Here is a 25,779-nt window from a genome sequence, read left to right on the forward strand (position 1 = left end):
CAGTTTTCATGCCCAGCGCCACCTGCGAAGCCCTGCTGCTGCCACTCCCCGGCGACTCGCCGACGGGCGACGAGGCGCATTTTGCGATGACGCTCTCGCCGCTGCTCAGGGAGCTGCGCCGCGAGGAACAGGCGGACCACTTCGACGACGCCACCCGGCCCAAGCAGCTCAAACGCGCCGAGTGGGCCAAGGTCGTTGAGCAGTGCGAGTCTGCTCTTACCGAACACGCCAAGGACCTCCGCACCGCCTGCCACCTGGTTGAGGCCCGCACCCGAGTCGATGGGCTGCGGGGGCTGAGCGAGGGGCTCGAGCTGGTAGCGCGGATGGTCGAAGAGTGCTGGGACCGGGTAAGCCCCGCTGTGGGGGACGACCCGATCGAGAACCGTGCGACGCCGCTGGCCAACCTGCTGGACGACGCGGTCCGCGGGCTGTGCTTCCCGAACCAAATCATCACGCTGCCGTTGATCGGCGCCGGTGAGAACGCCTGCAGCTTTGTCGACTGGACGAAGATGCGGGGCGACTCCGAACAGGGCGAGGCCTTGAGCCTCCGCCGCGCGAAGATCACCCCCGAGGTCTTCAAGCAGAACCACGACCACGCGGCGGCGGCGCTGCACTGGCTCGAGCGGCTGCGGAAGTCGCTCGACGAGCGGCTCGGCGAGGACGCCCCGGGGCTGCTGAAGCTGCGGAACGCGATCTCGGACCTGCACGGGCTGCTGGCGGACGAGCTGTCGCGTCTCGGCTTCGCGACTGAGCCGAACAGGGAGCCGGACGGCGGCCACTCGCCGGAAGAACTCAAACCGACCACCCTCGGACCCGCCGCCCGCGATCAGCTCTACACCCTGCTGGACAACACGGCCGAGCAGCTGCGGGCGATGGAGCCCCACAGCCCGATCCCCTACCTGATTAAACGCGCGGTTCGACTCGGTCGGCTGCCGTTCCCGAGTTTGATGCAGCACGTGATCCGCGAGCAGACGACGCTCGCGGAGCTGAACCGCGAGTTTGGAATTGCCGAAGCGGACGGAGTCGAAGCATCGGCCTGAGTCCGTTTCGTGCCTACCACCTAATTACCAGAGACCCTACCAAAGGAAGCAGATCGATGAGCGAAAGCCTCCAACACAAGCTAGACCGGGTGCGTCCGCCGCGTGTGCAGATCACCTACGACGTCGAGACCAACGGCGCCATGGAGCAGAAAGAGCTGCCCTTCGTGGTGGGCGTCATGTCGGAACTCGCCGGCGATCAGGAAGAGCCGCCGAAGCCGCTCAAGGAGCGGAAGTTCGTGCCGATTGACCGCGACAACTTCAACGAGGTGCTGGCCAAGGTCGGCCCGCGTCTGGCCCTGAAGGTCCCCAACCGTCTGAGCGACGAAGAGGGCACCAACCTGTCGGCCGAGCTCCGCTTCGAGGAGATCTCCGACTTCGAGCCGCAGAACGTCGCCAAGCAGGTGCCGGCGCTCAAGAGCATGCTGGACGCCCGCCACAAGCTGCGTCAGATCCTCAGCACGATGGAAGGCAACGACTCGTACGCCGACCTGCTGCAGGAGGTGCTCTCGGACGCCGAGGCCGCCAAGTCGCTGAAGGACGAACTGGGCTCGGAAGAGTCCAAGTAGGCCCGCAGCCCGCCCCCCAAACCAACACGCACACCGACCCCCTTGGGAGAACCAAATAATGGCGACCGCCGACGCAACCGTTGACGCGGCTGATGTGGAAGAACTCAGCCTGCTCGAAAAACTGCTCCAGAACTCGCGCGCCCTCGACGACACCGAGCTGGAGCACCAGCGGGACTACCTGCAGGAGTTCCTGAACCACGTGGTCGACGCCGACCAGGTGACCAGCCAGGACGCCGCCGCCGAGATCAATCATTGGATCGCCAAGATCGATGAGAAGATCTCGGAGCAGCTCAACGAGATCATGCACGACGATAAGTTCCAGAAGCTCGAGGGGAGCTGGCGCGGGCTGCACTACCTGGTGCACCAGTCCGAGACCGGCACGACCCTCAAGATCCGCGTGCTGAACGCGACCAAGCGGGAGCTGCTCAAGGACCTCGAGACCGCGGTCGAGTTCGACCAGAGCGCCCTGTTCAAGAAGGTCTACGAGGAAGAGTACGGCCAGCTCGGCGGCGCCCCCTACGGCATGCTGGTTGGCGACTACGAGTTCAGCCGGCACCCAGAGGACGTGAACCTCCTGAGCCTGATCTCGAATGTGGCTGCCGGAGCGCACGCCCCGTTCGTCACGGCCGCCTCGCCGGCGCTGCTGAACCTGACCAGCTTTACCGAGCTGCCCAACCCGCGTGACCTGGCCAAGATCTTCGAGTCGGCGGCCCACACCTCGTGGCGTTCGTTCCGCGACTCGGAGGACTCCCGCTACGTGGCGTTGTGCATGCCCCGCGTGCTCGGCCGCCTGCCCTACGGCAAGGACTTCAAGAGCGTCGAGGAGTTCGACTTCGAGGAGTTCGTCGACGGCCGCGACCACAGCAAGTACCTGTGGATGAACGCCGCCTGGGCGTACGCCACCCGCGTGACCGACGCGTTCAGCAAGTACGGCTGGTACGCCAAGGTCCGCGGCGTCGAGGGCGGCGGCAAGGTCGAGGGCCTGCCGGTGCACACCTTCAACACCGACGACGGCGACGTCGCGATGAAGTGCCCGACCGAGATCGCGATCTCGGACCGCCGCGAGTTCGAGCTCTCGACGCTCGGCTTCCTGCCGCTGCTGCACTCCAAGAACACCGATTTTGCCGTGTTCATGGGCGCCCAGTCGGCCCAGAAGCAGAAGACCTACTTCGACGACTCGGCCACGGCCAACGCGGACCTGTCGACGAAGATCAACTTCTTGCTGTGCGTCTCGCGCTTCGCCCACTACCTGAAGGTGATGGCCCGCGACAAGGTCGGCTCGATGCTCGAGGCCAACGAGTGCGAGAAGTGGCTGAACGACTGGATCGCCAACTACGTGTGCGACCCGTCCATGGCCGGCGACGTCACCAAGGCCAAGTGCCCGCTCTCGGACGCCACGGTTGAGGTCCGCGAGATCCCCGGCAAGCCCGGCTGGTACGAGGCGATCGCCTGGCTGCGGCCCCACTTCCAGCTCGAGACGCTCAGCGCCAGCATGCGGCTGGTTGCCGAGGTTCCTAAGAAGGGCTAATTCAGCTCCCGCGTTGCGTCCCGCCCCCGGCTCTTCCGGGGGCGGGGCACGGGAGCGTCAACAGGAGCGGAGGTGAACTATGGCGGAAAACAATACCGGCATGCCGGACCAACTCAAGTCCGGCATCGAGAGCCTTAGCGGAATCGATGTCAGCGACGTCCGCGTTCATCGCAATAGCGGCCGTCCGGCTCAGGTAGGCGCTGTTGCGTTCACCCAAGGCACGGACATCTTTGTCGGCCCTGGAGACGACAACTGTCGGCGCCTCGCGCACGAGCTGTGGCACGTTGTGCAGCAGCGTCAGGGCCGGATCAAGCCAACCGCTCACGTGAACGGCATTTTGGTCAACGACGATCCAGGCCTCGAGAGGGAAGCCGACATCATGGGCGCCAAGGCGCTCGCGACGTAGATACGAATCCAAACCTAAACAAAAAAAGATAGACTGGAGAAGCTACGGTGGAAAACAAGAACGACAACGGATCGATCGACTACTTCCTGAAGATCGATGGCATCGAGGGCGAGTCGAAAGACTCGAAGCACGCCAAAGAAATTCAGATCCTTGGCTTTAACTGGGGCGAGACCCAGCCGGTGAGCATCCCGTTCACCTCGGGCGGCGGTTCGGGCAAGGTCTGCATGCAGGACCTCACCTTCACCATGTACGCCTGCAAGGCGTCGCCGAAGCTGTTCCTGTCGTGCGCCAAGGGCGAGCACATCAAGGACGCCACGCTCGTCGCCCGCAAGGCCGGCGGCGATCAGGAAGAGTTCTACCAGATCAAGCTGGAAGAGGTGCTGGTGTCGTCCTACAACACCGGCGGCGGGTCTGGCAACGCGCTGCCGATGGACACCGTGACCCTCGCCTTCAACAAGATCAACTACCAGTACCGCCCGCAGAAGGACAAGGGCGCCCTCGACACGCCGGTCAAGGCGGGCTGGAACCTGGAAGAGAACAAGACCATTTAGTTTGGTCTGAGCTACGCCGGGCCGCGGCCGCCGCTAGGGCGCGCCGCGGCCCGTTTTTTGTACTGCCGGATCGGCGCGCATGAGCACTCCCTACCCAACGCTGGCGCCCTCGCTGCTCGACCGCCTGGTCGACGCCTGCTGCGGCGTTGCCGAACCACGCCCCGGTGGCGTCGGCAGCCTGGCCGACGACATCGAGGACCTGCTGAACACGTGCAGCGTCGCGGCTGGCCCTAAGCTGGCCGGCTGCCCCGAAGCGTCCGAGTCACTGCTGACCTACGGTGCGCCGCCGCCGACCTCGTTGTCGCTGGCCACCAACGCCGAACGCCTGGCAACTGCGCGTCAGCTCGAGCAAACCATCGCCCGCTTTGAGCCCCGCCTGGAGAATGTCCGCGTGCGGGCCGAGGCGCCCAACGCCGTCAGCAACGAGGGCCGGTTCGAGATCCGCGGCGCGTTGCGGGCCGAGCCTGGCCGGGCCTTCACCATGATGATCCGAGTCCGCAGCACCAGCGGCCGGACCCACGTCACGACGGAGCGGGCATGAGCGACGCGCTGTACCCCTACTACGAAGAGCAGCTGCACTACATCCGCCGCGAGGCGGAGGAGTTCGCCAAGCAGTACCCGGCCGCGGCCGGCCAGCTGCTGCTCGAGCGCAACCAGAGCCGCGACCCGCACGTCGAGCGGTTGATCGAGGCCTTCGCCCTGCTTAGTGCGAGGGTCGAGAAGAAGCTCGACGACGAGTTCCCCGAGATCACCGACGGCCTGCTGTCGACGCTCTACCCCCAGTACCTGGCCCCGATCCCGTCGATGGCGATCGCCCAGTTCGAGGCCGACCCGGCCAGCCCGCAGCCGACCGGCGTGAAGCTGGCCCGTGGCGCGGGGGTGCGGACGCAGCCGGTGGACGGATCGCCGTGCCGGTACCGGACCTGCTACCCGGTCACGCTGTGGCCGATTGACGTGGTCGACGCGGCGATCGAGTTCCCGCCGTTCGACCGCTCGCTAACGCCCCCCGCGAACACCGCGGCGGTGCTGCGGATCAGCCTGCAGACCCACGCCGATCTGATGTTTGGCGAGCTGTCGCTGGATACTTTGCGGTTCCGGCTCGAGGGCGACGACGCCCTCATGGCGAGTCTGTACGAGGCCATGCTGAACAAGGCCTCGCGCGTCGAGGTGCGGACCTGCGAGGCGGACGGACGACGGCTGCTGATGTCGGCGTCGGCGGAGCAGACGCTGCACCCGGTTGGTTTCGGCGACGACGAGTCGCTGCTGCCGACGCCGCCGCAATCGGGCAAGGCCTACCAGCTGCTCACCGAGTTGTTCGCCTTCCCGGAAAAGTTTGGGTTCATTGACATCGCCGGCCTGGCCGGGGCGCTTCCCAACGCGGGGCGGCGGATCGACCTGGTGATCTTCCTTGAGGAAGCCGACGAACGCCTAGCCCGAGAGGTCAACGCCGGCGTGTTCCGCCTCGGCTGCACGCCGATCGTGAACCTGTTCGAAAAGGTCTGCGAGCCGATCCGGCTGACGCACACCAAGCACGAGTACCCCATCCTCCCGGACGTGCACCAACGGGAGATAATCGAGGTCTACAGCGTCGACCGCGTGACCGGCGTCGCGCCCGGCGTGCAGACGCGGTTCGCACCCCTGTACGGCTTGAACCATGAGAACTCCTGGTCGGGCGAAGAAGAAGCGCGGGCGTTCTGGCACACCCGCCGCAGGCCGAGCCAGCGGCCCGACGACCACGGGACCGACCTGGCGTTGCGGCTGGTCGACCTCGATTTCAAGCCCACGATGCCCGCCGAGCAGACCGTGACCGTGCACGCAACGTGCACCAATCGGGGCCTGCCGAGGAGGATTTCCGCCAGCCCGTCGGCGCTCGAACTGCAGATGGAGACCGCCACGCCCGTGCGTTCGGCCCGCTGCCTGCGGAAGCCGACCGCACCGATCAACCCGCCGCTTGGCGCCGCGGCGTACTGGCGGTTGGTGTCGCATCTGTCGCTGAACCACCTGTCGCTGACCGACGGCCGTCTGGCTCTGCCCGCCTTCCAAGAGATCCTGCGGCTGTACGACTTCGTCGACGGCGCCACCAACCGCACCCGGGCGATCGCCAACAGCGAGATGATCGACGGCGTACTATCGCTGTCCGCTGGGCGGACCGTGTGCCGGATCGGCGACGCCGCCAACGGCGGTGTCTGCCGCGGCATCGGGGTCGAGCTAGAGCTGGACGAACAGAACTTCCGTGGCGTGGGCGCGTTCCTGTTTGGTTCCGTGCTGGAGCGGTTCTTTGCCGAGTACGCCACGATCAACTCATTCACGCGTCTGACCCTCACCACAAAGCAACGCGGCGTCGTGAAGGCCTGGTCGCCTCGCTCGGGCGGGATTGAGCTGCTATGAGTATGGCCGCCGACAAGCCGAACACGGGGCAGCCGAAGTGCTCGGTCGAGCAGCAGCTCTTTGCCGACCCCTGCGCGTTCGACTTCTTCCAGGCGGTGTCGCTGCTAGAGAAACGTCAGTCGGCCGAACGGACTCCGGGCACGCCCGCCGCTAAGTTCGCTACGCCGGCCTCAACCGCGTTCCCGGCGAGCGCTATCGAGGCACTGGAGCACGGCGAGAGCCCGGCCGAGCCGCCGCGGATGACGGTGAATTTCATGGGGCTGACAGGCCCCAGTGGCGTGCTGCCGCGGCACTACACCGAGCTGCTGGTGCAGATCGAGAGCCGGCTCCGCGATGCCACCAAGCGGACGCTGGGCGCCTGGTACGACCTGTTCAGCAACCGTTTCGTGGCCCAGTTCTTCCGCGGGTGGGCCAAGTGCCGGATCGACCGTGGCGTGGCCGATGGCCGCGCCGAGCTGGTCAAGCCCGACGCGTTCACGGGATCGCTCTACAGCCTGATCGGCCTCGGCCAGGCGCGGCTCCGCGACCGGCTGAGCGTCGCCGACGCCAACGGGACGGTCCGCGACCGCGTCCGCGATCCCGCCCTGGTGCGGCACGCCGGGCTGCTGTCCGGCCGACGCCGTCCGGCCCGGGAAGTTGCCGCGATGCTTTCGGACTACTTCCAGGCGCCAATCACGATCTTGCAGTTCCAGGGGCAGTGGCTCGAGCTGGCCGCGTGCGACCGCTCGCGGATCGGCGTGAACGGCGCCGCGAACCGGCTGGGGGTCGACTGTGTGCTGGGGCAGCGGGTCTGGGACCGCCAGAGCCGCGTCCGGGTGCGGGTGGGACCGCTCTGCGGTGAGCGGTTCAAGGAGTTCTTGCCCGCGGTCAACGACGCCGACGCCCGCCCGCGGTTTGTGTCGTTGTGTCAGATGGTGCGGCTGGCGATCGGTTCGGAACTCGACTTCGACGTGCAGCTAGTGCTCCGCGAGCAAGACGCGCCCCGCCTAGAGGCCCGCACAGAGCAGCCCGCAGCGCGGCTCGGCTGGAACAGCTGGCTCTCGGCCGGCCCGTTGGGACGCGACGGCGACGACCCTGTGTTCGAGCCCATCGAGTCATAACGCGTCGACGCCGCCCAGTAGCGGCGCCCGGCGACCCTAGAGGGCCGCCAGCTCGGCCGGCTCATTTGCTTCCACGCCGGTCGGGGCGCCGGCGGTCTCGTCCTCAACCGCGAACAGCGACATCCTGAGCGTCGCCGCCTTGCCGTCGACATCGATAACCACCGAGCCACTGTCGGCAAACTCGTCGACCAGCAGCTGCTCGCTCAGCCGGGCGGCGACCGTCATCGAACGCTCGACGTGCCGCCACTCCTCCGGCGCCGCGTCGGCCGACAGCGTGTAGAACTGCAGGCCCTTGCGGACCGGCAGCGCCCGCGGCGTGTGCACGACGCGCCGCGGCTCAAGGCCCGCCTGCCCCATCAGGAACAGCGAGTCCGCACGGTTCGCGCAGCCGAACTTGATGTTGCGACCCGTCGATAGCAACCGCTCGACCTCGTCCGCGGGGAGCGAGCTCTGAACGCCGACAAACAGCGACCGCCCCGAGTGCAGCCAGGCCGGGTCGAGGTCGGCCCGCAGCAGCATCTCCTTGCGGGTGAACAGCCGCTCTTGGTAAGCGGGCTGGGTGACCCGCTCGAGCAGCCCCTCGATCGCCGCCCGCACGGCGAGGAAGCAGCCGGCCAGGTCGTCGTGGTCGTACGCCGGCAGTGGCGTTAGCTGGCCCCTTGGTCCGAAGATCGACAACCGACCCACCACCCGGGCGAGCTCGCGGTACAGCGTCAGTGGGGCGACGCCCTGTGAAGTAGCGTCGATGCGGAGCACGGCGGTCGCGGCGTTGAGCTCGCGGAGCTGCTCGAGCATGAGCCGCTCGCCGGGGCCCGCGCTGTCGAAGCCGATCTGCCGGGCGGCGGCCTGCGAACCAATCACCTCGGCCTTCTTCTCAATCCGGTCGAGCAGCCGTCCCAGCACACCCTGGTGCAGCGGGGGCCAGGCGTCGCAGGAAAGCAGCGGCGGGATGAACTCGTGGTCGACTACTGGGCTGCCGGTCGACGATTCCGACCGCCGGACGCCGCCGATCGGCAGCACCACGAAGCCAGCGAGGTCGTCGCCGGTCACCAGCAGCCTGGCGTTGGGCCGCAGCACCTGGATCGGCTGCGGCTGGTCGCCGGAGTTCTCGTCGAGTGTCTGCCGGGTGTCGATCACGCGGCGGGCGACCAGGTCGGCGCCGTTGGCGGTGGTGTTGGGGCGGGTGTCGTTCTCTAGCGGCAGGGCGAGGTAGATGGTGACCCGCTCGTGCTTCCGCAGGGCTGCCTGGAGGTCGAGCACCGGCAGGCTGGCGTCCTCGGGGAAGGACAGCAGCTCGCCGTCCGGCATCCGCGCCCTCAGGCGGCGGACCACCAGCCGGTGGTTGGCCAGGGCGTCGGCGTCGATCTCGACGGCGCGGAGGCCCCAGTTGTAGTGCGAGTCCCACTGCGACCCCAGCTGCCGCAGCTGGGCGTTGCGTCGGTCGGCCGCCTGGAAGTGGTGCGGCGTGAGAAACATCCCCTCGTGCCAATGGACGGAGTGCTCGCACATGCTCATCTTGGGGACGCTCTGCGACGGGGAATCGGGAGGACAACCGCTACTCAGAAGCAGTTCATCGTTCCTGATCGCATGGGTCCGCCAAGCAAAGTTGAGATTGCCGGGGGCGCGGGTGGCGCCGGTTGCGCGGAGTCGTCTGGTTTGCAGGGAACGCGGGCGGGCCGGCGGCGCTAGGCGACCAGGCGCAGGACGATCGCGTCCTTCGCGCCGTTCTTCACCTCGTACATCAGCTCGTCGGCGCCGTGGATGAGCTCGTCGACCGACAGCGGCGGGGTCTCGTAGACGGCCACGCCGATGCTGAAGGTTACCGGCCAATTGTTCTCCTTCATCACACCGTCGAGGTGAGCCTGCATCCGCTCGATCACGAGCTGGGCCTGCTCCTCGCTGGTCTCGGGAAGCAGGACGGCGAACTCGTCGCCACCCATGCGGGCCGGCACGTCCATCTTGCGGACAGTGGCGCGGATGCCGGCGGCGATCGCCTTCAGAAGCCGGTCGCCTTCGAGGTGGCCGAGCGTGTCGTTGACGGTCTTGAAGTTGTCGCAGTCGATGAACGCCGCGGAAACGGTCGTCTCACGACGCACGGCGCGGGCGATCTCGTCCTCGGCCCGCTCGCGGAACGCCATCGGGTTGATCAGACCTGTCAGGCCGTCGGTGCGGGCGAGGGTGCGTTCGTTCTCATGGGCCGCCCTCAGGCGGACCAGCATGCCGAGGAACACGGCGAAGAAGCAGCCGTGCACCGACGCCAGCCAGATCTCAGCGGCCGTGACGCCGCCGCCCTCTAACGACAGGATGTCGTCGACCAGCCAGGCCGTGCAGCAGGTCGCGGCAAGCAGGGTGCCCACCATCAGGCTGCTCACCCAGGTGACCACCAGCACGGGCGGCAGGTAGCACACGATCATCGGGATCTCGTCGCCGGTGGCAAAGTCGAGCACCGCGACCAGCGAGGCGAACGCGAGCGACAGGGCAATCGAGCGGGCCGGACGTTCACGGCAGCGGTCCAACCAGTTCTCGATTGCGATGGCGGTGGAGTTCAGGTCGGTCATGGCGGCGTCTCGGACGTAGGCGTCGGGGCGAGATTGACAGGCTAAGGTTCGCAAAAACCTAGCTCTCTCGCCGCCGCTACGCTTCGGGGAGACGCACATTGATCCCAAAATAGCCAACCCCCAGCAGGCGGACCGCTGGCGTTCGCCGCAGATGTGGGCAGAATCGTCACAACCGGAATAGCCGGTGCGGTCGTGTCCTCATCGCTCGATTGCGGCGGAGCGACCGCGATCCACGACCCCGCGGACCCGCTAGCTACGCAGCACGCGGTCCATCCGCTCCGAGATGTCGGCCAGGCGCTCTTCGCCCCCGCCGGCGACCTCAGCGGTCGCCCAGCCTGAATAGCCGATCTCGCGGAGCGCCTCGCGGACGGCTGGCCAGTTGACGTCGCCGTCGCCGATCTTGCAGAACCCGTTGCTGGCGCCCCAGTCCTTCACGTCAAGCTTGACGATGCGGTGGGCGAGCGTGCGGATCCAGTCTTCGCTTGGGCCAAACTTGCGGACGTTGCCGATATCGAAATACGAGCCAACCCACGGGCTGTCGATCTCGTCGAGGTAGTCGCGGAGCTGCTCGGGCGTTTCGCAGAAGCCATTCCAGACGTTCTCGATCAGCATCCGCACGCCGAGGCGGCTCGCCAACGGCAGCGTCTTGCGGATCTCGGTGATCGAGCGTTGCCAGACGTGGTCGTGGGTCTCTTCGGGGCCGCTCACCTTGCCGGGGACCAGCAGCACCGAGTCGCCGCCGTAGGCCTTGGCGTCGCGGAGCGCCTGCTCGAGGATCGCCCGGCCGCGGTCGCGGACCGCTGCGTCGGGCGATGAGAGCCGCGTGCCCCAGTGTTCCATGTCGACCAGCCCGTGCACAGGCATGCCGGTCGCTTCGGTGGCGGCGCGGGCCTCTGCGGTGGTGGGGCCGCCGGGGCTGACAAGCTCCATGCCGTGGTAGCCGAGCCGCTTGCAGAGCTCAAACTTATCGAGCACTGAACCGTCGGTATTGATCATGCCCCATTTCACCGCCTTGTAGATTGGCGGCGTGGCCAGGTCGGCGGACGACTTGCTGATGTCGGCCAGGACGCGTGCTGAGGTCGAGAGTGTCGCGGACGCTGCCGCGGCAGTCGCCAGGAAAGCTCTGCGGTGCATGGGACGCCATTGTGGGAGTTGGGGGCGAGTTGGTCGCAATCTCGAGTTTACCGGCCGTTGCGCCGGAGTGGCAAGCTTGGCGGATCGTCGAATGCTTGTGGCGGCTTTGGCGGATGGCCTCCTATTCGGTAACGGGAGTTAGCCGCGGGACTTGACGCAGAAAATGCCAAGTTTGCGAATAAACAGCGAATTGCCGGCGGGGCTGCCTGCGGCAGCACGAAAGGAGCTCGCACTGGCGGCCGGCTACTCGGGGTAGATGACGCCCCAATCTTGTTTCATGTCGACCACGTTCCAGCCCCTGTCCGGCGCGGCGTCGAGTGCTCGGTCGAGCTGGCCGACGTGCGAGTCGCGGTCGTACGCCCACTCCCGATCGGCGTCGGTGTGGTGGACGATCATGCCGAACCGCGGCCCCTCGCCTGCGGTGGTCCACTCGAGCATCTGGAAGTCGCCGTCGGAGTTGCCGGCGGCGAAGATCGGGCGGCGGCCGATGTGGCCCTGGATGCCGACCGGCTTGCCGGCCTTGTCGTCGATGAGGTCGATCTCGGCAAGCTTTAGGATGACAGGCGTGCCGTCGCGGACCTCGTACTTCATCTTCAGGCTGCTGCCGACGACCTGCTCCGGGGGGATGCCGTAGGTCGCCTCGGCCCAGGGACGGATGAACTCGATGCCGCCCCCGGAGACGATAAAGGTCTTGAAGCCGTTGGCTCGCAGGTAGTCGAGCAGCTCCAGCATCGGCTGGAAGACCATCTCGGTGTAACGCTTGCCGGTCTGCGGGTGGGTGGCCTCGGCCATCCACGCCGAGACCTCGGCGGTGAACTCCTCGGTGGTCATGCCGGCGTGGGTCGCCGCCACTAGCTGCATCAGGCCCTTCTCGCCCGACGCGGCGACCGCCTTGAGGTCGCCCTTGAGCACCGACGCGAACGCCTCCTCGGTCTGCCACTCGGGGTGATCGCCGGCCGTCGCGCGGACGCGGTCGATAGCGAAAAAGAGCTGGAAGTAGGCGGGCTGCTCTGACCACAGGCAGCCGTCGTTGTCGAAGGTAGCGATCCGCTCGGCCGGCGGAACGTAGTCGGGGGAGCCCTCGGTGGTGACCCGCTCGACGAAGTTGACGATCGCCTGTTTCGCGGGACTATCGTTCCAGCTGGGGAGCGACTCGGCCGCCGACGAGGCAGCTGCGCAGGCGATCCACAGGGAGGCGGTGGTTAGTGAGATCTTGCTCATGGAGGTTGGCTTGCAGGGCTTAGGCGTGGGAACGCGAGGACCAGGGTGGGCTGGGGTTCTGATTGGCCAAGGCGGCTAGCCGTACTTAAGGCGCGCCGCTGGGTTTTGTCCGCTGGATTTTGTCCGAAACCTCGAGCGGAGGGGACAAAACCCCCACGACATTTCTCGCTCAGGTTCGTTTTCGACTTGTTTCACTGGGTACTTCGCGGCTGAGGGCGGCGGAGCCCGGGAGTTTTGTCCTCAGGTTAGAACCCCAAACACCCACCACGCCGCCTCCGTTAGGCGGCTTGCGGCCGGCGCCGACCGCGCAGGAGCGAGCCCCGACGGAGCTGTGGAAAACGCCGTCTCGGCGTGGTGTTGTTTCATTGGACGAGTCTTATTTGACCACACCGGGCGGCTGATTTCTACAAAGAAGCGGGCCGACAGCCGTCCCTGTTCCAACCGACTGCTCTCGATGAACTTCGTTCCCGGAGGCGTCCTTAGGCTCCCCTACGGCTACTAAACAGAAGGCAACAACGAGAACGAAGCCTCGACGCGAGTGCTTCGGACGACATCCTGGTTCATCGGTGGAACCAAAAAAAAGCCGCCGGCCCGATACGGGCCGGCGGCTGGTTGGGGCCGGTAAGTTATTTCCCGCCGACGTTCATCATCTTGATCTTCTCTTCCAGCGTCGAGAGGCTCCAGTCTCCCGGCGCCTGGCTCGGCGGGAACTCCTTGAGCGTCATCAGGAACTTGCTGGCGACCACCTGCATCGGACCGAGGACGTAGGCGCGGTCGATCATCCAGTCGTGGTAGGTGTTGGAGTTGTGCTGCGACTTCTCGAACGGGTCGCGGCGCAGGTTGAAGAGCAGCGGCATCCGCAGCTTGATAAACGGCTCACGCCAGATCTGAAGCTGGTGAGCGCGGTTCTCGAGGTAGACGGCCTTCCAGTCGCCCACCCGAATCGCGCAGATCTCTCCGGAGTCGGCCGGGTAGATGAACTCCTTGCGTGGCGACGCCTGCTGATCCTCGATGATGGTCTTGAACGTGCCGGCCTTCTGCAGGTAGTCCAGCATGTTGTAGCCGTCGATGTAGTTCTTGTACTTGCGGCCGTTGAGCTCGACTCCTGACTTCAGCTTTTCCTTGATATCGGGGGCTCCAGCGGCGGCGGCAAAGGTGGGCAGCCAGTCCTCGTGCGAGACGATGCCGTTGACCGTCGTGCCGGCCGGGAACTTGCCAGGCCAGCGGACGAACGCGGGCACGCGGTAGGCGCCTTCCCAGTTGGAGTTCTTCTCGTTGCGGAACGGCGTGGTGCCGGCGTCGGGCCAGGTGTTGTAGTGCGGACCGTTGTCCGTCGAGTACATCACGATGGTGTTGTCGGCGATGCCGAGTTCATCGATAAGAGCCAGCAGCTCGCCCACCTGCATGTCGTGCTCGACCATGCCGTCGGAGTACTCATCCGAATTGGGGCCGGCCAGGTTCTTGTGCTCCTTCTTCACGTGCGTGCGGAAGTGCATGCGGGTGGCGTTCCACCAGCAAAAGAACGGGGCGTCGTCGTCGTTCTTGCGCTTGATGAAGTCCTTGGCGGCGGCCAGCGTCTCTTCGTCGATCGTCTCCATCCGCTTCTTGGTAAGCGGGCCGGTGTCCTCGATCGTCTGGGTGCCGTCGCCGTTGGCCGTGCACTTGAGAACCCCACGCGGGCCGAATTGCTCGCGGAAGGTCTTGCCATTCGCCAGCACCATATCGCCCGGGTAGTCACGGTGCTCGGGCTCTTCCTCGGCATTCAGGTGGTAGAGGTTGCCGAGGAATTCATCGAAACCGTGCATGGTCGGCAGGTGCTCGTCGCGGTCGCCCTGGTGGTTCTTTCCGAACTGCCCGGTCGCGTACCCCTGGCTCTTGAGCACCGTAGCCATGGTGACGTCGGTTTTCTGCCAGCCTTCCGGCGCCGCCGGCATGCCGACCTTGGTCATCCCGGAGCGGATGGGGACGCTGCCCCCTATGAACGCCGCGCGGCCCGCCGTGCAGCTCTGCTGCGCATAGTAGTCGGTAAAGGCGATGCCCTCTGCCGCGACGCGGTCGATGTTCGGCGTCCTGTAGCCCATCATGCCGCGGTTGTTGTGGCTGATGTTCCAGGTGCCGATGTCGTCGCCCCAGATGACCAGGATGTTCGGTTTGTCGGCCGCCAGCGCGGCGGACGCGGCTAGGCACACTGCGAGTGTGCCTAGCAAGGTGGCAATTCGATTCATTGTGTTGCTCTCGGGAGGTGTGAACCGGGTGAATGAGGGAACGCTAGGTCGCGGTCGGACGCAATTGTGACCGGTTGGCGCGCCTAAGTAAACAATTCGCCCGACGCAATCTCGGGACAGGGGAGACCGGATCGTGGCCGCCAACTGCGGCGGTCGCAGGTTAAGACGAGCGCGTTCGGGTCCGAAGATTCCATGAAGGCGGCCGCGGGATGGGCGGCGAGAAAGCGAAGTTGGGCGGTGGCCTATTCCTAACAGAGCCCGATAAGCGGGCGGGTACCAGGCCACTGTAGAGGTTAGCTCACTTCTGCCAAGAATGCGCAAGCGTGCACGCTAAACCCCGCGGGCTGCAACGGTTGTGCCGGCAGAATCGCCTCCGGCACGGCGGCCGCCCGTTCGGTGACGATGAGTACAGAGGACCCCGCCTCCAGGAAACCGTTCAATGCGACGACCAATCGCCCTGCTGCTCAACATGGTGTTGCTCGCCTCAGCGGCGTCGGCCCAGTCGCCTGCTCCGCTGACCGGCGACTGGCTCGGCAACCGCGCCTGGCTGGCCGAGCACGGCGTGACGTTCAACCTGGACGTCGCGAATTTCTACATGGGCGTCGCGTCGGGGGGGCTCGAGCGGCACTTCCCCTACGGCGGCCATGGCGACTACGTGACGAACGTTGACTTCGGCAAGCTGTGCGGCCGGGAGGGGCTGTTCCTCAAGATCCGCGCCGAGCACCGTTTTGGTGAGAACATCAACCGCAGCACCGGCGCCTTTTTGCCAGCCGCCGTGCTGGCCGACCTGCCGGTGGCAGACAGCGAGCAGCTGCTGCTGACCAACGTGCTGTTCACGCAGGCGTTGTCGGAGCGGTTCGCGGTGTTCTTCGGCAAGCTCGACACCCTCGACGGCGACGCCAACGCGTTTGCCCATGGGCGTGGCAAGACCCAGTTCTCTAACGTTGGCTTTGTCGCCAACCCGATTGCGTTGCGGACTGTTCCCTACTCGACACTCGGCTGTGGGTTCGCCGTGCTGGGCGAGGGGGGTGAGCCGGTCTTCTCCTACATGGTGCTCAACCCAACCGACACCGCCGATACCGATGGCTTCGACGAGCTGTTCGCCGAGGGGGTCGCGATGGCGGCCGAACTGCGGCTGCCGACCAATTTCGCCGGCATGCCCGGCCACCAGTTGTTCGCCGCGACGTGGAACAGTCGCGATTATGTCTCGCTGGGTCAGGACCCCCGCGTAGTGTTCCCCAACGTGCCGATCAATGAAGTTACCGGATCCTGGTCGGCCTACTGGAACTTCGACCAGTACCTCGTGCACAGCGGCTGCGACCCGACGGTCGGCTGGGGCGTGTTCGGACGGGCGGGCGTCGCCGACGATCGCGCGAACCCGCTGGCGTGGTTCCTGAGCTTCGGCGTCGGCGGCCACAACATGATGGCCGGGCACGAGGCCGATACGTTCGGGGCCGGCTGGTTCATCTCGGGGACCAGCAACGAGGTCGGCCCGTTGCTGCAGGCCACGCTCGGCCCGCTCGGCGACGGGCAGGGCGTCGAGCTGTTCTACAACTGGCAGGCAACGCCGTGGCTCAATGTAACGCCGGACCTGCAGGTCATCGTCCCCGCTCGGGAGCAGGTCGACACGGCGCTCGCGCTCGGTGTGCGTGCGGTGGTCACGCTCTAGCCGTTTTCTTCGCTAGCACGCCTGGCGAGCAGCCCCTGGTCGCTGCGCGCCCGGTTTGGTCGCCAAGCCCACGTATCTTGGGGCCGGCGTGGCCCGGTACGTGAGTTGCTTTCCCGGGTAGCGTTGACACGCGTCGCCAGGACTTCGGTGCGGCGCATCCTCCCGACCGAAAGCGTAACTATGAGCACCCACAGCGCCACCACGACGCCGGAAAAACTCGATGAACTATACGAACTGATCGATGGCATGGAGACCGCCCTGATGACCACCCGCCGCCCCGACGGCACGATGGTCACGCGGCCGATGGCGACTCAGGACCGCGGGCCGCTAGCCGATTTGTGGTTCGTCACCAGTATTGACACGCACAAGGTTGAAGAGATCGAGGCCGACCCGCACGTCTGCCTCGGCTACTACAACGACAGCACCAAGGAGTGGGTGTCGGTCAGCGGTAAGGCGACCATCTCACAGGACCGCGACAAGATCCGCGAGCTCCACAAGCCCGATTGGGAGATGTGGTTCCCCAACGAGGGCGGCAACCGCGACGGCGGGCCGGACGACCCGCGGCTGGCGCTGATCTTCGTCGAAGCACTCTCGGTCCACTACATGAAGGCCAAGCACTCCAAGCCGGTCGCGTTGTTCGAGATCGCCAAGGGCATGATGACCGGCAGTCGCCCCGACCTGGGACGCGAAGAAGAGCTGAGTCGCGCCGAGTTGTAGCGGCGGCAGGTCGCTACTCCGGGAATCCCTTGTCAACCGCGTCGGCCTGGTAGATCGGCATGTAGCGGTAGTAAACCTCGAGTGTCATCGTGGCGAGCGAGGTCATGTACAGCCGGCCGCCGGAGTCGTTGTGCTGGCCGTCGACATACCAGCTGCCCTTGGCGTGACCGGTCGTGGCCTGCTGGCTGATCAGCTGCTCACGGAGATCGGTGTTCCACTTCCGCCAGACGGCGCCCTTGCCGCCGGTGTATTGGAAAAGCACCTGCGAGGCGTAGTAATTGTAGTAGTAGTTGTTTTCCGACGGTCCGACGGCGGCGATCTTCAGCGCACCCTCGCGGAGCGATTCGTTCTCGCGATTCCATCCGAGGTACATCCGGCACAGCAGCCCGATCGAGGATCGCGTGGGCGAGGTCGCGTTGTCCGAAGCCAGGTAGGTGTACTCCGTGCCGTTCGCCCGCGCCACCGTGTTAAGGAACTGGCTCGCCCCCGCCACGGTGACCGGTGGGACCTGCAGGTGAGCCAGGTAGGCGCTCTTTAGGGCCATCACCTGCCAGCCGACCACCGAGGTGTCGCCCAGGGGGTCGCGGGGCCGGTACCGCCAGCCGCCGTCGGCGCCCTGCGATGCGATGATGTGATCGACCGCGGCCTGCGCGAGCGAGCCCAGCACCGAGTCGCCGGTCATGCCGTACGCCTCGGAGAGCGCGATGGCCGAGATGCCGTGCGAGTAAGCGCCGGCTCCGCCCGGGTCGCGCCACGACGCGCCCTGGTCTTCGTTCTTCGCCAGCCGGGCCATCGCTTCGAGGCCGCGGTTCACCACCCGCTTGTACTTGCCGTCCTTGTGCGTCTGACCAGCGCCGAGGAACGGCAGCAGCGCCAGCCCGGTGCCCGCCCGCAACGATTCGGCGGCGCCGCGGTTTGATGGGTTGGGGCAGCGGCCCTGGCACGGCCCGGCGGTGTGCACCAGTGTCCAGCTGCCGTCGGGGTTCTGGTGCTCGGCGATCCAGCGGAGGGCGTTCTCGATAGCCTCTTCACTCTCGGCGCTGCCGCCCGCCTTGGCGATGGCCGCGAGCGACATCTTGCCGCGGCCGGTTGTGCCGACGCCAGAAAAGCCAAGGGCGTCATTCGGGATTGACGGCGCGGCCGGCGTTAGGCCGACGTCCGACAGCTCGGTGAAGGTCGGCGCCGCAGTCAGGTCTTCGAAGGTCGACAGGCTTACCTCCTCGGCCAGCTCTTCGATCTCCGGTTGCAGCTCGAACTCGACCGGCTCGCTCTCGAGCTCCGCCTGATCGAGGTTGATCTCTTCGAAGTCGTCGAGGTTCTCGTCCTCGGTGCTCGGTTCTGACAGCAGCAGGTTCTTGCTTAGCTCCGGCAGCGATGGGAGCGACCACAGGGCAAGCAGGATCACCACGACCATGTGCAGCGCCAGGCTGGTCAGCCAGCTCGGGCTGCCGTGTACGATCTCGGCCCACGCTTCGCCAACGGCCGAGCGCTCGCGCGGGTCTTGCTCCGCTTGTGCGGCGGCGGCCGGCGGCGCTACGATCGGCGGGGTTGGCTGGTTGGTGGGTGCTGACATGCAGGTGCCGCGCGGCTTGGGCCTGCCAAGCGGGCCGAGCGGAGTTGCTGTTCCAAGAGAGAGGAGGTCGGCGAAGCGGCGACGAATCCGCAGCCGACGCGCGACTTCTCCATTTAGCTTAGCCGACGGCCCTGTAATCCGCCAGAAATCGAGAGCAGCGGCAATCTGGGTGGCCTAGGAGCGAATACGCTTGTACGCTTCTGCGCGTTTGCTTTGCCCGACGGTAGCAGCGGCCCTATAATTCCTTCGACCCAAACCCAAACCCTACTGCCCGAATGACCGCACCCACGTTCGACGCAGGCCGATCGTGCCCCGCTAGGTTGCCCTCGGTGGCCGCCAGTCTGGTCCTCTGCCTAGCTGCGGTAGGCGTAATCGCGTTCGGCGCACGCCCGGTATCGGCGGCTGACGATCCGGTTGGGGCGTTGGTTCGGGTGCGGCTTCCCATCACCGGCGCCGATGACCAGACAATGCAGGGGGTGCTGAAGCGAGCGGCCGACAAGGTGGTGCGGCAGGCCGCGGACGAAGGGGCTGGTCGCCCGACGCTCATCCTCCAGTTCGACAACAGAGCCGCCGGCGAGTCGGAATTCGAACGCTGCTTGTCGCTCGCCCGGTTCTTGCTCCGCGACATGACCGGCGTTAAGACGGTCGCGTATGTCCCGCAGACGGTCACGGGGCACGCGGTGCTGGTGGCGCTGGCGTGCGAGGAGATCGCCATGGCGCCGGAGGCCGAACTCGGCGACGCGGCCGCCGGCGAGGACCCCGCCCGGCCAATCGAGCCCGGCATGGCGGCCGTCTACCAAGAGGTCGCCGCCGCCCGCCGCAACGTGCCGGCGGCGGTCGCCCAGGGGATGATCGATCGTCGGCTCGAGGTGCTGCAGGTCGAGGACGAGACCGGCGTCGACTTTATCCTGAGCAGCCAACTCGACGAGCTGAAGGAACAACGGCAGATTGTCGAGACTCAAATCCTCTCTGCCGCGGGGGCCCCGCTGCTGCTCTCCGGACGCGAAGCCCGCGAGCTCGGCTTTGCCAAGTACCTGGTCAACAGCGGCTCGCTGGCGCGGGTGCTCGGACTGCCGGAGCGGGCGGCGCAGGAGGATCAAACCACGCTAGCGGATTGGAAGCCGGCCATCATCGAGCTCGACGGTGAGCTGACCGAACGGCGGCTCAGTCAGATCAAGAAGCTGCTGGGCAGCGAGCTTGAGCAGGGCGGCGCGAATTGGATCTGCCTGCGGATTAACTCCGGCGGCGGCCGCATGGACCGCTGCGTCGAGTTGGCCGCGACCCTCGCCGAACTCAACAAGGACGACGTCCGCACGGTCGCCTACGTGCCGGTCGAGGCGTCGGGCGGCGCGGCGTTGGTGGCGCTCGCCTGCGACCAGCTGGTGATGCACCCCAGCGCAACCCTGGGCGGTGGCCTCACGATCGCCAAGCCAGAAGGCGGAGCCGACAACCGAAAGCCGCCGCCGCCCGGCGCGCCGCAACCCGGGCCGCCTCGCTTCGGTGGCCCGCCTAGAGGACCCGGTCCGGCCGAGGAGGCCCAACCAAACCAGCTGTCGCCCGACCAACTCGCCGCCGCGCTGGCCGGCGTCCGTGGGCCGCTGGCCGAGAACACGAACCATGGCTGGTCGCTGTTGGCGGCGATGATTGATCCGGGGGAGACCCTGCACGTCTACACCAGCCGCGAGACCGGCCGCCAGGCCTTGTTCAACGACGCCGAGCTCGCCGAGCAGCCCAACAGTGACCAGTGGCGGCAGGGCGAGCAGCTGTCGGGCCCCGACGCGGTGCTGACGCTCGACGCCGTCGAGGCCGAGAAGCTCGGCGTCGCGTTTGCGGTGGTCGAGGACTACGACGGGCTGAAGCAGCTGTACGGCTTCGACGCCGACCCGCCGGTCGCCAAGCCCAACTGGGCGCTCGAACTGGTCGAGGCGCTCGCCAACCCGTGGCTCGCCGGCCTGCTGCTAGTGATCGGCTTCGGCGGGGTCTACCTCGAACTCAACGCGCCCGGGCTGGGCGTCGGCGGATTTGTGGCGAGCGTCGCGTTCCTGCTGTTCTTCTGGAGCCATTTCCTGTCGGGCACGGCGGAGTGGCTCGAGGTGCTGCTGTTCGTTGTTGGGCTATTCTTCATCCTGATGGAGGCCTTCGTGCTGCCGGGTTTCGGCATCTTTGGTCTGGGCGGGATGGCGATGGTGCTGGCCTCGCTGGTGCTGGTAAGCCAGACGTTTATTATTCCCAAGACGCAGGGCCAGCTGGTCGAGCTCCGCGAGTCGGTCACGCTGGTAGTGATGTCGATGCTCGGATGCCTGGTCGCGGCTTTCGCGTTCCGCCGGTACCTGCCGCACGCGCCGGGCGTGAACCGCATGATGCTGGCGCCGGCAGACGAGGTCGAGCTGGCCGAGCTGGAGCACCGTGAGTCGTTCGCCGACTACGCGCACTTGGTGGGGCAAGCCGGGGTCGCCGCCACCAACCTAATCCCGAGCGGCAAGGCCGAGTTCGGCGGCGAGCTGCTCGACGTGATCGCCGACGGTCAGGTGATCGACCGCGGCGAGGCGATTGTTGTCACCAAAGCAAAGGGGAGCCGCGTGCTGGTCCAGAAGAAGCGTTAGGCCTGCGGCGCCGGTCGGCGCGGCTCGACTCTACTCAAGAACAGCCAACCCCGCTACGCTTAGCACCATGCCGCTCGCCGATTTCAACCTGCTCACGCCGCTCGGCCTCGCGATGATGCTGGCGATGATTGGCTGTTTGTTGATCGTTGCGGAGGTGCTGATTCCCTCGGGTGGGATCATCGGCTTCTTCGCGACCTGCAGCCTGATTGCCAGCATCTACTACGCCTACCAGGCGGCCGGCGTGACCGGCGGGCTGGGGTTTGGTTTGGGGCTGGTTGTCGTGGTGCCGCTGCTGCTGATCAGCGCGTTCAAGGTGCTGCCCCACACGCCGATGGGGCGCGCGATGCTCGGCTCGGCGCCGCGTGAAGAGGACGTGTTGGTCGACGACCCCCGGCACGCGCTGGTCGGCCGCGTCGGCGTGGCGCGGTCGAAGATGCTCCCCAGCGGCGCCGTCGAGATCGACGGCCAGATGATCGACGCCGTCAGCCAGGGCAGGGCGATCGACCCGGGCCAGTACGTTAAGGTGGTCGAGGTCCGCGGCAACCGGGTGATGGTCCGCCCCGCCGGCGAGGGCGACCGGCCCGCCAACCCCAATGCGGACGACCTGCTCGCCCGCCCGATCGAGGAGCTGGGGATCGACTCGCTCGAGGACCCGCTGGCCTAGGTGTTTCGGGTTTGCTCCCGCCCCTGGCAACCTTGAACTCGCGACCGCGAAGTCCTACAACGTAGCTGGATACCCACCCACACGGACCTCCCGAAATGCTCCTCCCGCTCGCTCAAGGCGAAACTTTCTGGCTCGTCATCACCGTTGGGGTGATGCTGTTCTTGCTGCTGGTCTTCGCCATACTGGCGCGGTTCTTCCGCTTGTGGATCCAGTCGGTCACGACCGGCGCCGGCATTGGTCTGTTCGACCTGTTCTGGATGTGGATTCGCAAGGTCAACCCGGCGGTGATCGTGCGGAGCAAGATCATGGCCGTGCAGGCCGGCATCACCGACGCCGAGGGGGTCACCTCCGGCGCCCTGCAGGCCCACTACATGGCGGGCGGCAACGTGCCGCTGGTCATCCGCTCGATGATCGCCGCCCGCAAGGCAAAGATCATCGACCTCGACTTCAAACGCGCCACGGCGATCGACCTGGCTGGCCGCAACATCCTTGAGGCCGTCCAGACGAGCGTCTACCCTCGCGTGATCGACTGCCCCGCGAAGGACAGCAAACGCGCGTCGCTCGACGCGATTGCCAAGAACGGCATCCAGCTGAAGGTGAAGGCCCGCGTGACCGTGCGGGCGAACCTCGACCAGCTGATCGGCGGCGCCACCGAGGAGACCATCATCGCCCGCGTCGGCGAGGGCATCGTCAGCGCAATCGGCTCGGCCGACACCCACAAGGACGTGCTGGAGAACCCCGACCGGATCAGCCGCGCGGTGCTCGCCAAGAAACTCGACTCGCAGACCGCGTTTGAGATTGTCTCAATCGATATCGCCGACATCGACGTCGGCGACAACATCGGCGCCCGGCTGCAGGCCGACCAGGCCGAGGCCGACACCCGCGTCGCCCGGGCCCAGGCCGAGGGCCGCCGCGCCATCGCCGTGGCGAAGGAGCAGGAGAACTTCTCGACGATCGAAGAGAGCCGCGCCAAGCTGGTCGAAGCCGAAGCCCTGGTGCCCCGCGCTATGGCCGAGGCGTTCCAGACCGGCAAGCTCGGCATCCTCGACTACTACAAGCTGCAGAACGTCCAGGCCGATACCGACATGCGCGAAGCAATTGCCAAGGCTGGCAAGCGTTAGTGTTGGTTCGTGGGCTGCTCCCCGGGCGGACGACCGGGGCTCGTGTGTGGCCAACATCCGATCCCATCCTCGACACGACCAATGCCGCACCTACTGCCGATCGCCGACGGATTGCCGCTCGCCGCCTGGGGTGACGTGATCGGCTATTTGGTCGTGATCGTGTTTGTGGTGCTCCGGTACCTGCTGAGTGAAATGGGGGGGGAGAAGAAGCCGAAGCCGGCACGCCCCCGGCCGGCGCCGCAGCCCCGCCCAGTGGGGCCGCCGCAGGACGACTTGCGGTCGGAGGTCGACGAGTTCCTGCGCCGTGCCAAAGGACTGCCACCCCGCGAGCAGGAGCCCGCCCCGCAGCGGTCCCTGGAACCGGCGGCCGAGCCGATCATCATCGAGCCAAACCGTCCCCGCCAGGGGCAGCGTTCGCGCGCCGCTGGCCGGCAAGCCATGCCGGCGGCGGGCCGCTCCGAGCCCGACCCGCACCTCGGCGGCTCGGTGCAGGAGCACGTGTCGCAGCATGTCGGGCATTTGGCCGAATCGCAACTGGCCGAGAACGCCGCCCGCCTGGGCGAGGACCTCGGCCAGACCGACGAGCGACTAGAAGCCCGGCTGAAGGCCAAGTTCGAGCACAGGTTGGGCAGGCTCAAACAGCAGGAAGAGGCGCCACTCCCGGAGGTTGACCCACTGGGAAACGTCCTCGACGCTCGGCAGCTTGCCGCCCTGCTGGCCAGCCCCGAGGGGGTCCGCAACGCCGTGGTGCTCAACGAGATCCTGAAACGGCCGATCGACCGCTGGTAGCGAATCGGGCTGACAGTGCTGCCCCGATTCGCTGGGGCGGCGATTGAGCATCACGCCGACTGTCGTCTCAGGCCGACCAGCGGGTGGCCGGTTTCTGCGTTCGCAGGACTGGCGGCAGCGGTTCGTCCGCTGCGCTATAATTGCTGGGAAACCATTGCTTAATCTTCGTCGTAGGAATCCCAGAAACCCGTATTTATTAAGCGCGGATAGTGAGGTGCTACCCCGACCCGACGAGCACCGTAACGACGGGGTTCTGTCGCCAGCAGTTTTACCCACGCGACCAGCGACTAGACAGGCCATTGGGCGCTGATTGCTGGCCGTTTTCTCCATTTCCTGCCGTCCTGACCGATATGCCCCTCTACGAATACCTATGCCGCGACTGTGAAAAAGCCGCGGAGCTGCTGATCCGTGGCGACGAGAAGCCGGTTTGCCCTGCTTGCGGCGGTCAGCAATTGATGAAGCTGCTGAGTGTTCCCGCCGCCCCGTCGACTAGCGGTGGCGGCGTGGAGCCCCGCAATCCGGGCCCCGCGGGGGGCTCCTGCGGTTCGGGTTGCGCCTGTTTTCCGGGGGGCTGATCGCCGGGCTGGCAGACTTGGCTGGCGCTGCCGTTACAACCGGCGCCGAAGCCCTTATGCCGCCTTGGTTTACGCAGAACGCTTAAATTGACACCCCGGAAACGGGCTGACTATACTGAGGTTTCCTCGCGGGACACTGGTCACCGCTAGGGCCGCGTTGGGACCGACGCGGCAGGTAACGCATGGCGGCGCACGGCACGGAACCCGGGGCGCCCAGCCCCAGGCCGCAGGGACAGAGAATCACCCGGCAGCGGCCCCAGGAACACCGGAAGCAACGATGAACTTCATTGGCAAGATCTTCGTCGTGTTCATCTTGATCATGAGCATCATTTTCATGACGCTCGCGGCCGTGGTGTACGCAACGCACCGCGACTGGGAAAAGAAGGCGAACACGGCCACGAAGCAGCTGCAGGACGCCCGCGCCGAGGCCTCCCGCCAAGAGAACGAGTACAACCGCCTGAAGAGCGAGCTCGAGGCCCAGAAGGAGGCCTCGCTGCAGCAGGTCCGCAAGCTCGAGAGCGAGCGGGACGTGCTGGCCGGCCGCACCACGAACCTGCAACGCGAGGTCGACGACCTCCGCGGCCAGTGGACCGAGGCGACCGCTGCCGTGGCGAGCACGCAGAAGAGCAACAACCTGACCACGCAAGAGAACCAGCAGCTGCGGGACGACATCCGCGTCGCCCTGAACCGGACCGACACCGCGATCAATCGCGCGCTGGCGGCCACCGACGACCTGCACCAGACGCAGCAGAAGCTGGAGAACGCCGCCGAGCAGCGTGACAGCCTGCTGAACCAGGTGTCCGACATGACCGGCGTGATGGAGGCCGAGGGCCTCGACCCGAGCGCCACACTCGACCAGGTCACCCCGCGGATCGACGGCGTCGTGACCGGCGTCGCCCGCCGCGGCTCGACCGTGCTGATCCAGGTCTCGATCGGCGAGGACGACGGCCTCCGCAAGGGCCACACCGTGGAGATCTTCCGCGGCACCCGCTACCTGGGCCGCGCCGAGATCCTGTCGACCGAACCCGACCGGGCCATCGGCCGCATTGACCCCCGTTTCCAAGAAGGCCGAATCCAGGAGAGTGACCGTGTCGCAACTCGACTCAACCTCGGCTAATTCGCCGCGGGGCGTTCTGGTCCAGAAGCCCAAGACGAACATCTACACGGTGATGCTGATCATCGCCTTCCTGTCGATGCTGTTCGGCTGCCTGTTTATGTACCTCGAGCTGGCCCGCTTCAGCGGCTAGCATGAGCCGGCAGGCTCGCCGCCGAGCCTCGCCACGGAGGCTCGCGCGACGGAGTCGCGATGCGTCACGGCCCACCGCGGCTATCGATCGGCGGTGGGCAGATA

General features: G+C 66.4%; 23 protein-coding genes. 17 read left to right on the forward strand and 6 right to left on the reverse strand.

Annotated features, from left to right (window positions below; all coding sequences use genetic code 11):
• Window positions 1-8: 8 nt before the first annotated feature.
• The 8 genes from tssA (at window position 9) to tssG (ending at window position 7,579) form a co-directional block, all read left to right on the forward strand.
• Window positions 9-1,040 carry a type VI secretion system protein TssA gene (gene tssA, locus Pla123a_RS15335; protein ID WP_146588498.1) on the forward strand — a complete coding sequence of 344 codons (1,032 nt, stop codon included), beginning with the start codon at window positions 9-11 and terminating at the stop codon, window positions 1,038-1,040.
• 56 nt (window positions 1,041-1,096) lie between these two features.
• On the forward strand, window positions 1,097-1,606 hold the full coding sequence (gene tssB / locus Pla123a_RS15340) for a type VI secretion system contractile sheath small subunit (protein WP_146588500.1): 510 nt from the start codon (window positions 1,097-1,099) through the stop codon (window positions 1,604-1,606).
• Between the two features lie 58 nt (window positions 1,607-1,664).
• Complete coding sequence (tssC, locus tag Pla123a_RS15345; protein WP_146588502.1) at window positions 1,665-3,134, forward strand: type VI secretion system contractile sheath large subunit; 1,470 nt, start codon at window positions 1,665-1,667, stop codon at window positions 3,132-3,134.
• 79 nt (window positions 3,135-3,213) lie between these two features.
• Window positions 3,214-3,540 (forward strand): eCIS core domain-containing protein, encoded by a 327-nt coding sequence (locus Pla123a_RS15350; protein WP_146588504.1) that lies wholly within the window; start codon window positions 3,214-3,216, stop codon window positions 3,538-3,540.
• 47 nt (window positions 3,541-3,587) lie between these two features.
• Window positions 3,588-4,091 carry an Hcp family type VI secretion system effector gene (locus Pla123a_RS15355; RefSeq protein ID WP_197528000.1) on the forward strand — a complete coding sequence of 168 codons (504 nt, stop codon included), beginning with the start codon at window positions 3,588-3,590 and terminating at the stop codon, window positions 4,089-4,091.
• A 79-nt stretch (window positions 4,092-4,170) separates the two neighbouring features.
• Window positions 4,171-4,632: a type VI secretion system baseplate subunit TssE gene (gene tssE, locus Pla123a_RS15360; RefSeq protein ID WP_146588506.1), complete on the forward strand. Its 462-nt coding sequence runs from the start codon at window positions 4,171-4,173 to the stop codon at window positions 4,630-4,632.
• Window positions 4,629-6,479 (forward strand): type VI secretion system baseplate subunit TssF, encoded by a 1,851-nt coding sequence (tssF, locus tag Pla123a_RS15365; RefSeq protein ID WP_146588507.1) that lies wholly within the window; start codon window positions 4,629-4,631, stop codon window positions 6,477-6,479. Before tssE ends, tssF begins: the two co-directional genes overlap by 4 nt.
• On the forward strand, window positions 6,476-7,579 hold the full coding sequence (gene tssG, locus Pla123a_RS15370; protein ID WP_146588509.1) for a type VI secretion system baseplate subunit TssG: 1,104 nt from the start codon (window positions 6,476-6,478) through the stop codon (window positions 7,577-7,579). Before tssF ends, tssG begins: the two co-directional genes overlap by 4 nt.
• Window positions 7,580-7,615: 36 nt before the next feature.
• Here tssG and tssK read toward each other — a convergent pair whose 3' ends face one another.
• The 5 genes from tssK to Pla123a_RS15395 form a co-directional block, all read right to left on the reverse strand.
• Entirely contained in the window at window positions 7,616-9,088 is a 1,473-nt protein-coding gene (gene tssK / locus Pla123a_RS15375) for a type VI secretion system baseplate subunit TssK (protein WP_231956491.1), read from the reverse strand.
• A 176-nt stretch (window positions 9,089-9,264) separates the two neighbouring features.
• Window positions 9,265-10,137 (reverse strand): GGDEF domain-containing protein, encoded by an 873-nt coding sequence (locus Pla123a_RS15380; protein WP_197528001.1) that lies wholly within the window; start codon window positions 10,135-10,137, stop codon window positions 9,265-9,267.
• Window positions 10,138-10,386: 249 nt separating this feature from the next.
• Window positions 10,387-11,271 carry a sugar phosphate isomerase/epimerase family protein gene (locus tag Pla123a_RS15385; RefSeq protein WP_146588515.1) on the reverse strand — a complete coding sequence of 295 codons (885 nt, stop codon included), beginning with the start codon at window positions 11,269-11,271 and terminating at the stop codon, window positions 10,387-10,389.
• Window positions 11,272-11,514: 243 nt separating this feature from the next.
• A complete protein-coding gene (locus Pla123a_RS15390; RefSeq protein ID WP_146588517.1) occupies window positions 11,515-12,492 on the reverse strand; it encodes an HAD family hydrolase in 978 nt (325 codons plus the stop codon).
• Window positions 12,493-13,118: 626 nt separating this feature from the next.
• On the reverse strand, window positions 13,119-14,717 hold the full coding sequence (locus Pla123a_RS15395; RefSeq protein ID WP_146588519.1) for an arylsulfatase: 1,599 nt from the start codon (window positions 14,715-14,717) through the stop codon (window positions 13,119-13,121).
• 439 nt (window positions 14,718-15,156) lie between these two features.
• Here Pla123a_RS15395 and Pla123a_RS15400 point away from each other — a divergent pair, with 439 nt between their 5' ends.
• Both Pla123a_RS15400 and Pla123a_RS15405 read left to right on the forward strand, forming a co-directional pair.
• Complete coding sequence (locus Pla123a_RS15400) at window positions 15,157-16,386, forward strand: carbohydrate porin (protein ID WP_146588521.1); 1,230 nt, start codon at window positions 15,157-15,159, stop codon at window positions 16,384-16,386.
• A gap of 180 nt (window positions 16,387-16,566) precedes the next feature.
• Entirely contained in the window at window positions 16,567-17,103 is a 537-nt protein-coding gene (locus Pla123a_RS15405; RefSeq protein ID WP_146588523.1) for a pyridoxamine 5'-phosphate oxidase family protein, read from the forward strand.
• 13 nt (window positions 17,104-17,116) lie between these two features.
• Here the strand turns inward: Pla123a_RS15405 and Pla123a_RS15410 are convergent, their stop codons facing one another.
• Window positions 17,117-18,676, reverse strand: coding sequence for a terpene cyclase/mutase family protein (locus Pla123a_RS15410; protein ID WP_146588525.1), 1,560 nt, complete (start codon window positions 18,674-18,676; stop codon window positions 17,117-17,119).
• A gap of 329 nt (window positions 18,677-19,005) precedes the next feature.
• On the opposite strand from Pla123a_RS15410, the gene Pla123a_RS15415 reads away from it, so the two are divergent.
• From Pla123a_RS15415 to Pla123a_RS24690, 7 genes are all read left to right on the forward strand, one after another.
• Window positions 19,006-21,279 carry an NfeD family protein gene (locus Pla123a_RS15415; protein ID WP_146588526.1) on the forward strand — a complete coding sequence of 758 codons (2,274 nt, stop codon included), beginning with the start codon at window positions 19,006-19,008 and terminating at the stop codon, window positions 21,277-21,279.
• Window positions 21,280-21,346: 67 nt separating this feature from the next.
• Entirely contained in the window at window positions 21,347-21,943 is a 597-nt protein-coding gene (locus Pla123a_RS15420; RefSeq protein WP_146588528.1) for an NfeD family protein, read from the forward strand.
• A 95-nt stretch (window positions 21,944-22,038) separates the two neighbouring features.
• Window positions 22,039-23,064, forward strand: a complete 1,026-nt coding sequence (gene floA / locus Pla123a_RS15425; protein ID WP_146588531.1) for a flotillin-like protein FloA — start codon at window positions 22,039-22,041, stop codon at window positions 23,062-23,064.
• A gap of 81 nt (window positions 23,065-23,145) precedes the next feature.
• On the forward strand, window positions 23,146-23,853 hold the full coding sequence (locus Pla123a_RS15430) for a hypothetical protein (RefSeq protein WP_146588533.1): 708 nt from the start codon (window positions 23,146-23,148) through the stop codon (window positions 23,851-23,853).
• A 350-nt stretch (window positions 23,854-24,203) separates the two neighbouring features.
• Entirely contained in the window at window positions 24,204-24,428 is a 225-nt protein-coding gene (locus Pla123a_RS25315) for an FmdB family zinc ribbon protein (protein WP_146588535.1), read from the forward strand.
• A 277-nt stretch (window positions 24,429-24,705) separates the two neighbouring features.
• Window positions 24,706-25,545: a hypothetical protein gene (locus tag Pla123a_RS15440; RefSeq protein ID WP_146588537.1), complete on the forward strand. Its 840-nt coding sequence runs from the start codon at window positions 24,706-24,708 to the stop codon at window positions 25,543-25,545.
• The gene (locus Pla123a_RS24690) at window positions 25,517-25,675 is read left to right on the forward strand and encodes a hypothetical protein (RefSeq protein WP_197528002.1); all 159 of its coding nucleotides are present in this window, start codon (window positions 25,517-25,519) and stop codon (window positions 25,673-25,675) included. The genes Pla123a_RS15440 and Pla123a_RS24690 overlap by 29 nt, the downstream gene beginning before the upstream one ends.
• Window positions 25,676-25,779 lie beyond the last annotated feature (104 nt).

The sequence above is a fragment of the Posidoniimonas polymericola genome, from assembly GCF_007859935.1.
GTDB classification, from domain to species: Bacteria; Planctomycetota; Planctomycetia; order Pirellulales; family Lacipirellulaceae; genus Posidoniimonas; species Posidoniimonas polymericola.

Excerpts from the sequence above, each read along its gene's own strand:
- tssA (WP_146588498.1), top strand. The coding sequence starts at position 9 with ATGCCCAGCGCCACCTGCGAAGCCCTGCTGCTGCCACTCCCCGGCGAC.
- tssB (WP_146588500.1), top strand. The coding sequence starts at position 1,097 with ATGAGCGAAAGCCTCCAACACAAGCTAGACCGGGTGCGTCCGCCGCGT.
- tssC (WP_146588502.1), top strand. The coding sequence starts at position 1,665 with ATGGCGACCGCCGACGCAACCGTTGACGCGGCTGATGTGGAAGAACTC.
- Pla123a_RS15350 (WP_146588504.1), top strand. The coding sequence starts at position 3,214 with ATGGCGGAAAACAATACCGGCATGCCGGACCAACTCAAGTCCGGCATC.
- tssE (WP_146588506.1), top strand. The coding sequence starts at position 4,171 with ATGAGCACTCCCTACCCAACGCTGGCGCCCTCGCTGCTCGACCGCCTG.
- tssF (WP_146588507.1), top strand. The coding sequence starts at position 4,629 with ATGAGCGACGCGCTGTACCCCTACTACGAAGAGCAGCTGCACTACATC.
- tssG (WP_146588509.1), top strand. The coding sequence starts at position 6,476 with ATGAGTATGGCCGCCGACAAGCCGAACACGGGGCAGCCGAAGTGCTCG.
- tssK (WP_231956491.1), bottom strand. The coding sequence starts at position 9,088 with ATGTGCGAGCACTCCGTCCATTGGCACGAGGGGATGTTTCTCACGCCG.
- Pla123a_RS15380 (WP_197528001.1), bottom strand. The coding sequence starts at position 10,137 with ATGACCGACCTGAACTCCACCGCCATCGCAATCGAGAACTGGTTGGAC.
- Pla123a_RS15385 (WP_146588515.1), bottom strand. The coding sequence starts at position 11,271 with ATGCACCGCAGAGCTTTCCTGGCGACTGCCGCGGCAGCGTCCGCGACA.
- Pla123a_RS15390 (WP_146588517.1), bottom strand. The coding sequence starts at position 12,492 with ATGAGCAAGATCTCACTAACCACCGCCTCCCTGTGGATCGCCTGCGCA.
- Pla123a_RS15395 (WP_146588519.1), bottom strand. The coding sequence starts at position 14,717 with ATGAATCGAATTGCCACCTTGCTAGGCACACTCGCAGTGTGCCTAGCC.
- Pla123a_RS15400 (WP_146588521.1), top strand. The coding sequence starts at position 15,157 with ATGCGACGACCAATCGCCCTGCTGCTCAACATGGTGTTGCTCGCCTCA.
- Pla123a_RS15405 (WP_146588523.1), top strand. The coding sequence starts at position 16,567 with ATGAGCACCCACAGCGCCACCACGACGCCGGAAAAACTCGATGAACTA.
- Pla123a_RS15410 (WP_146588525.1), bottom strand. The coding sequence starts at position 18,676 with ATGTCAGCACCCACCAACCAGCCAACCCCGCCGATCGTAGCGCCGCCG.
- Pla123a_RS15420 (WP_146588528.1), top strand. The coding sequence starts at position 21,347 with ATGCCGCTCGCCGATTTCAACCTGCTCACGCCGCTCGGCCTCGCGATG.
- floA (WP_146588531.1), top strand. The coding sequence starts at position 22,039 with ATGCTCCTCCCGCTCGCTCAAGGCGAAACTTTCTGGCTCGTCATCACC.
- Pla123a_RS15430 (WP_146588533.1), top strand. The coding sequence starts at position 23,146 with ATGCCGCACCTACTGCCGATCGCCGACGGATTGCCGCTCGCCGCCTGG.
- Pla123a_RS25315 (WP_146588535.1), top strand. The coding sequence starts at position 24,204 with ATGCCCCTCTACGAATACCTATGCCGCGACTGTGAAAAAGCCGCGGAG.
- Pla123a_RS15440 (WP_146588537.1), top strand. The coding sequence starts at position 24,706 with ATGAACTTCATTGGCAAGATCTTCGTCGTGTTCATCTTGATCATGAGC.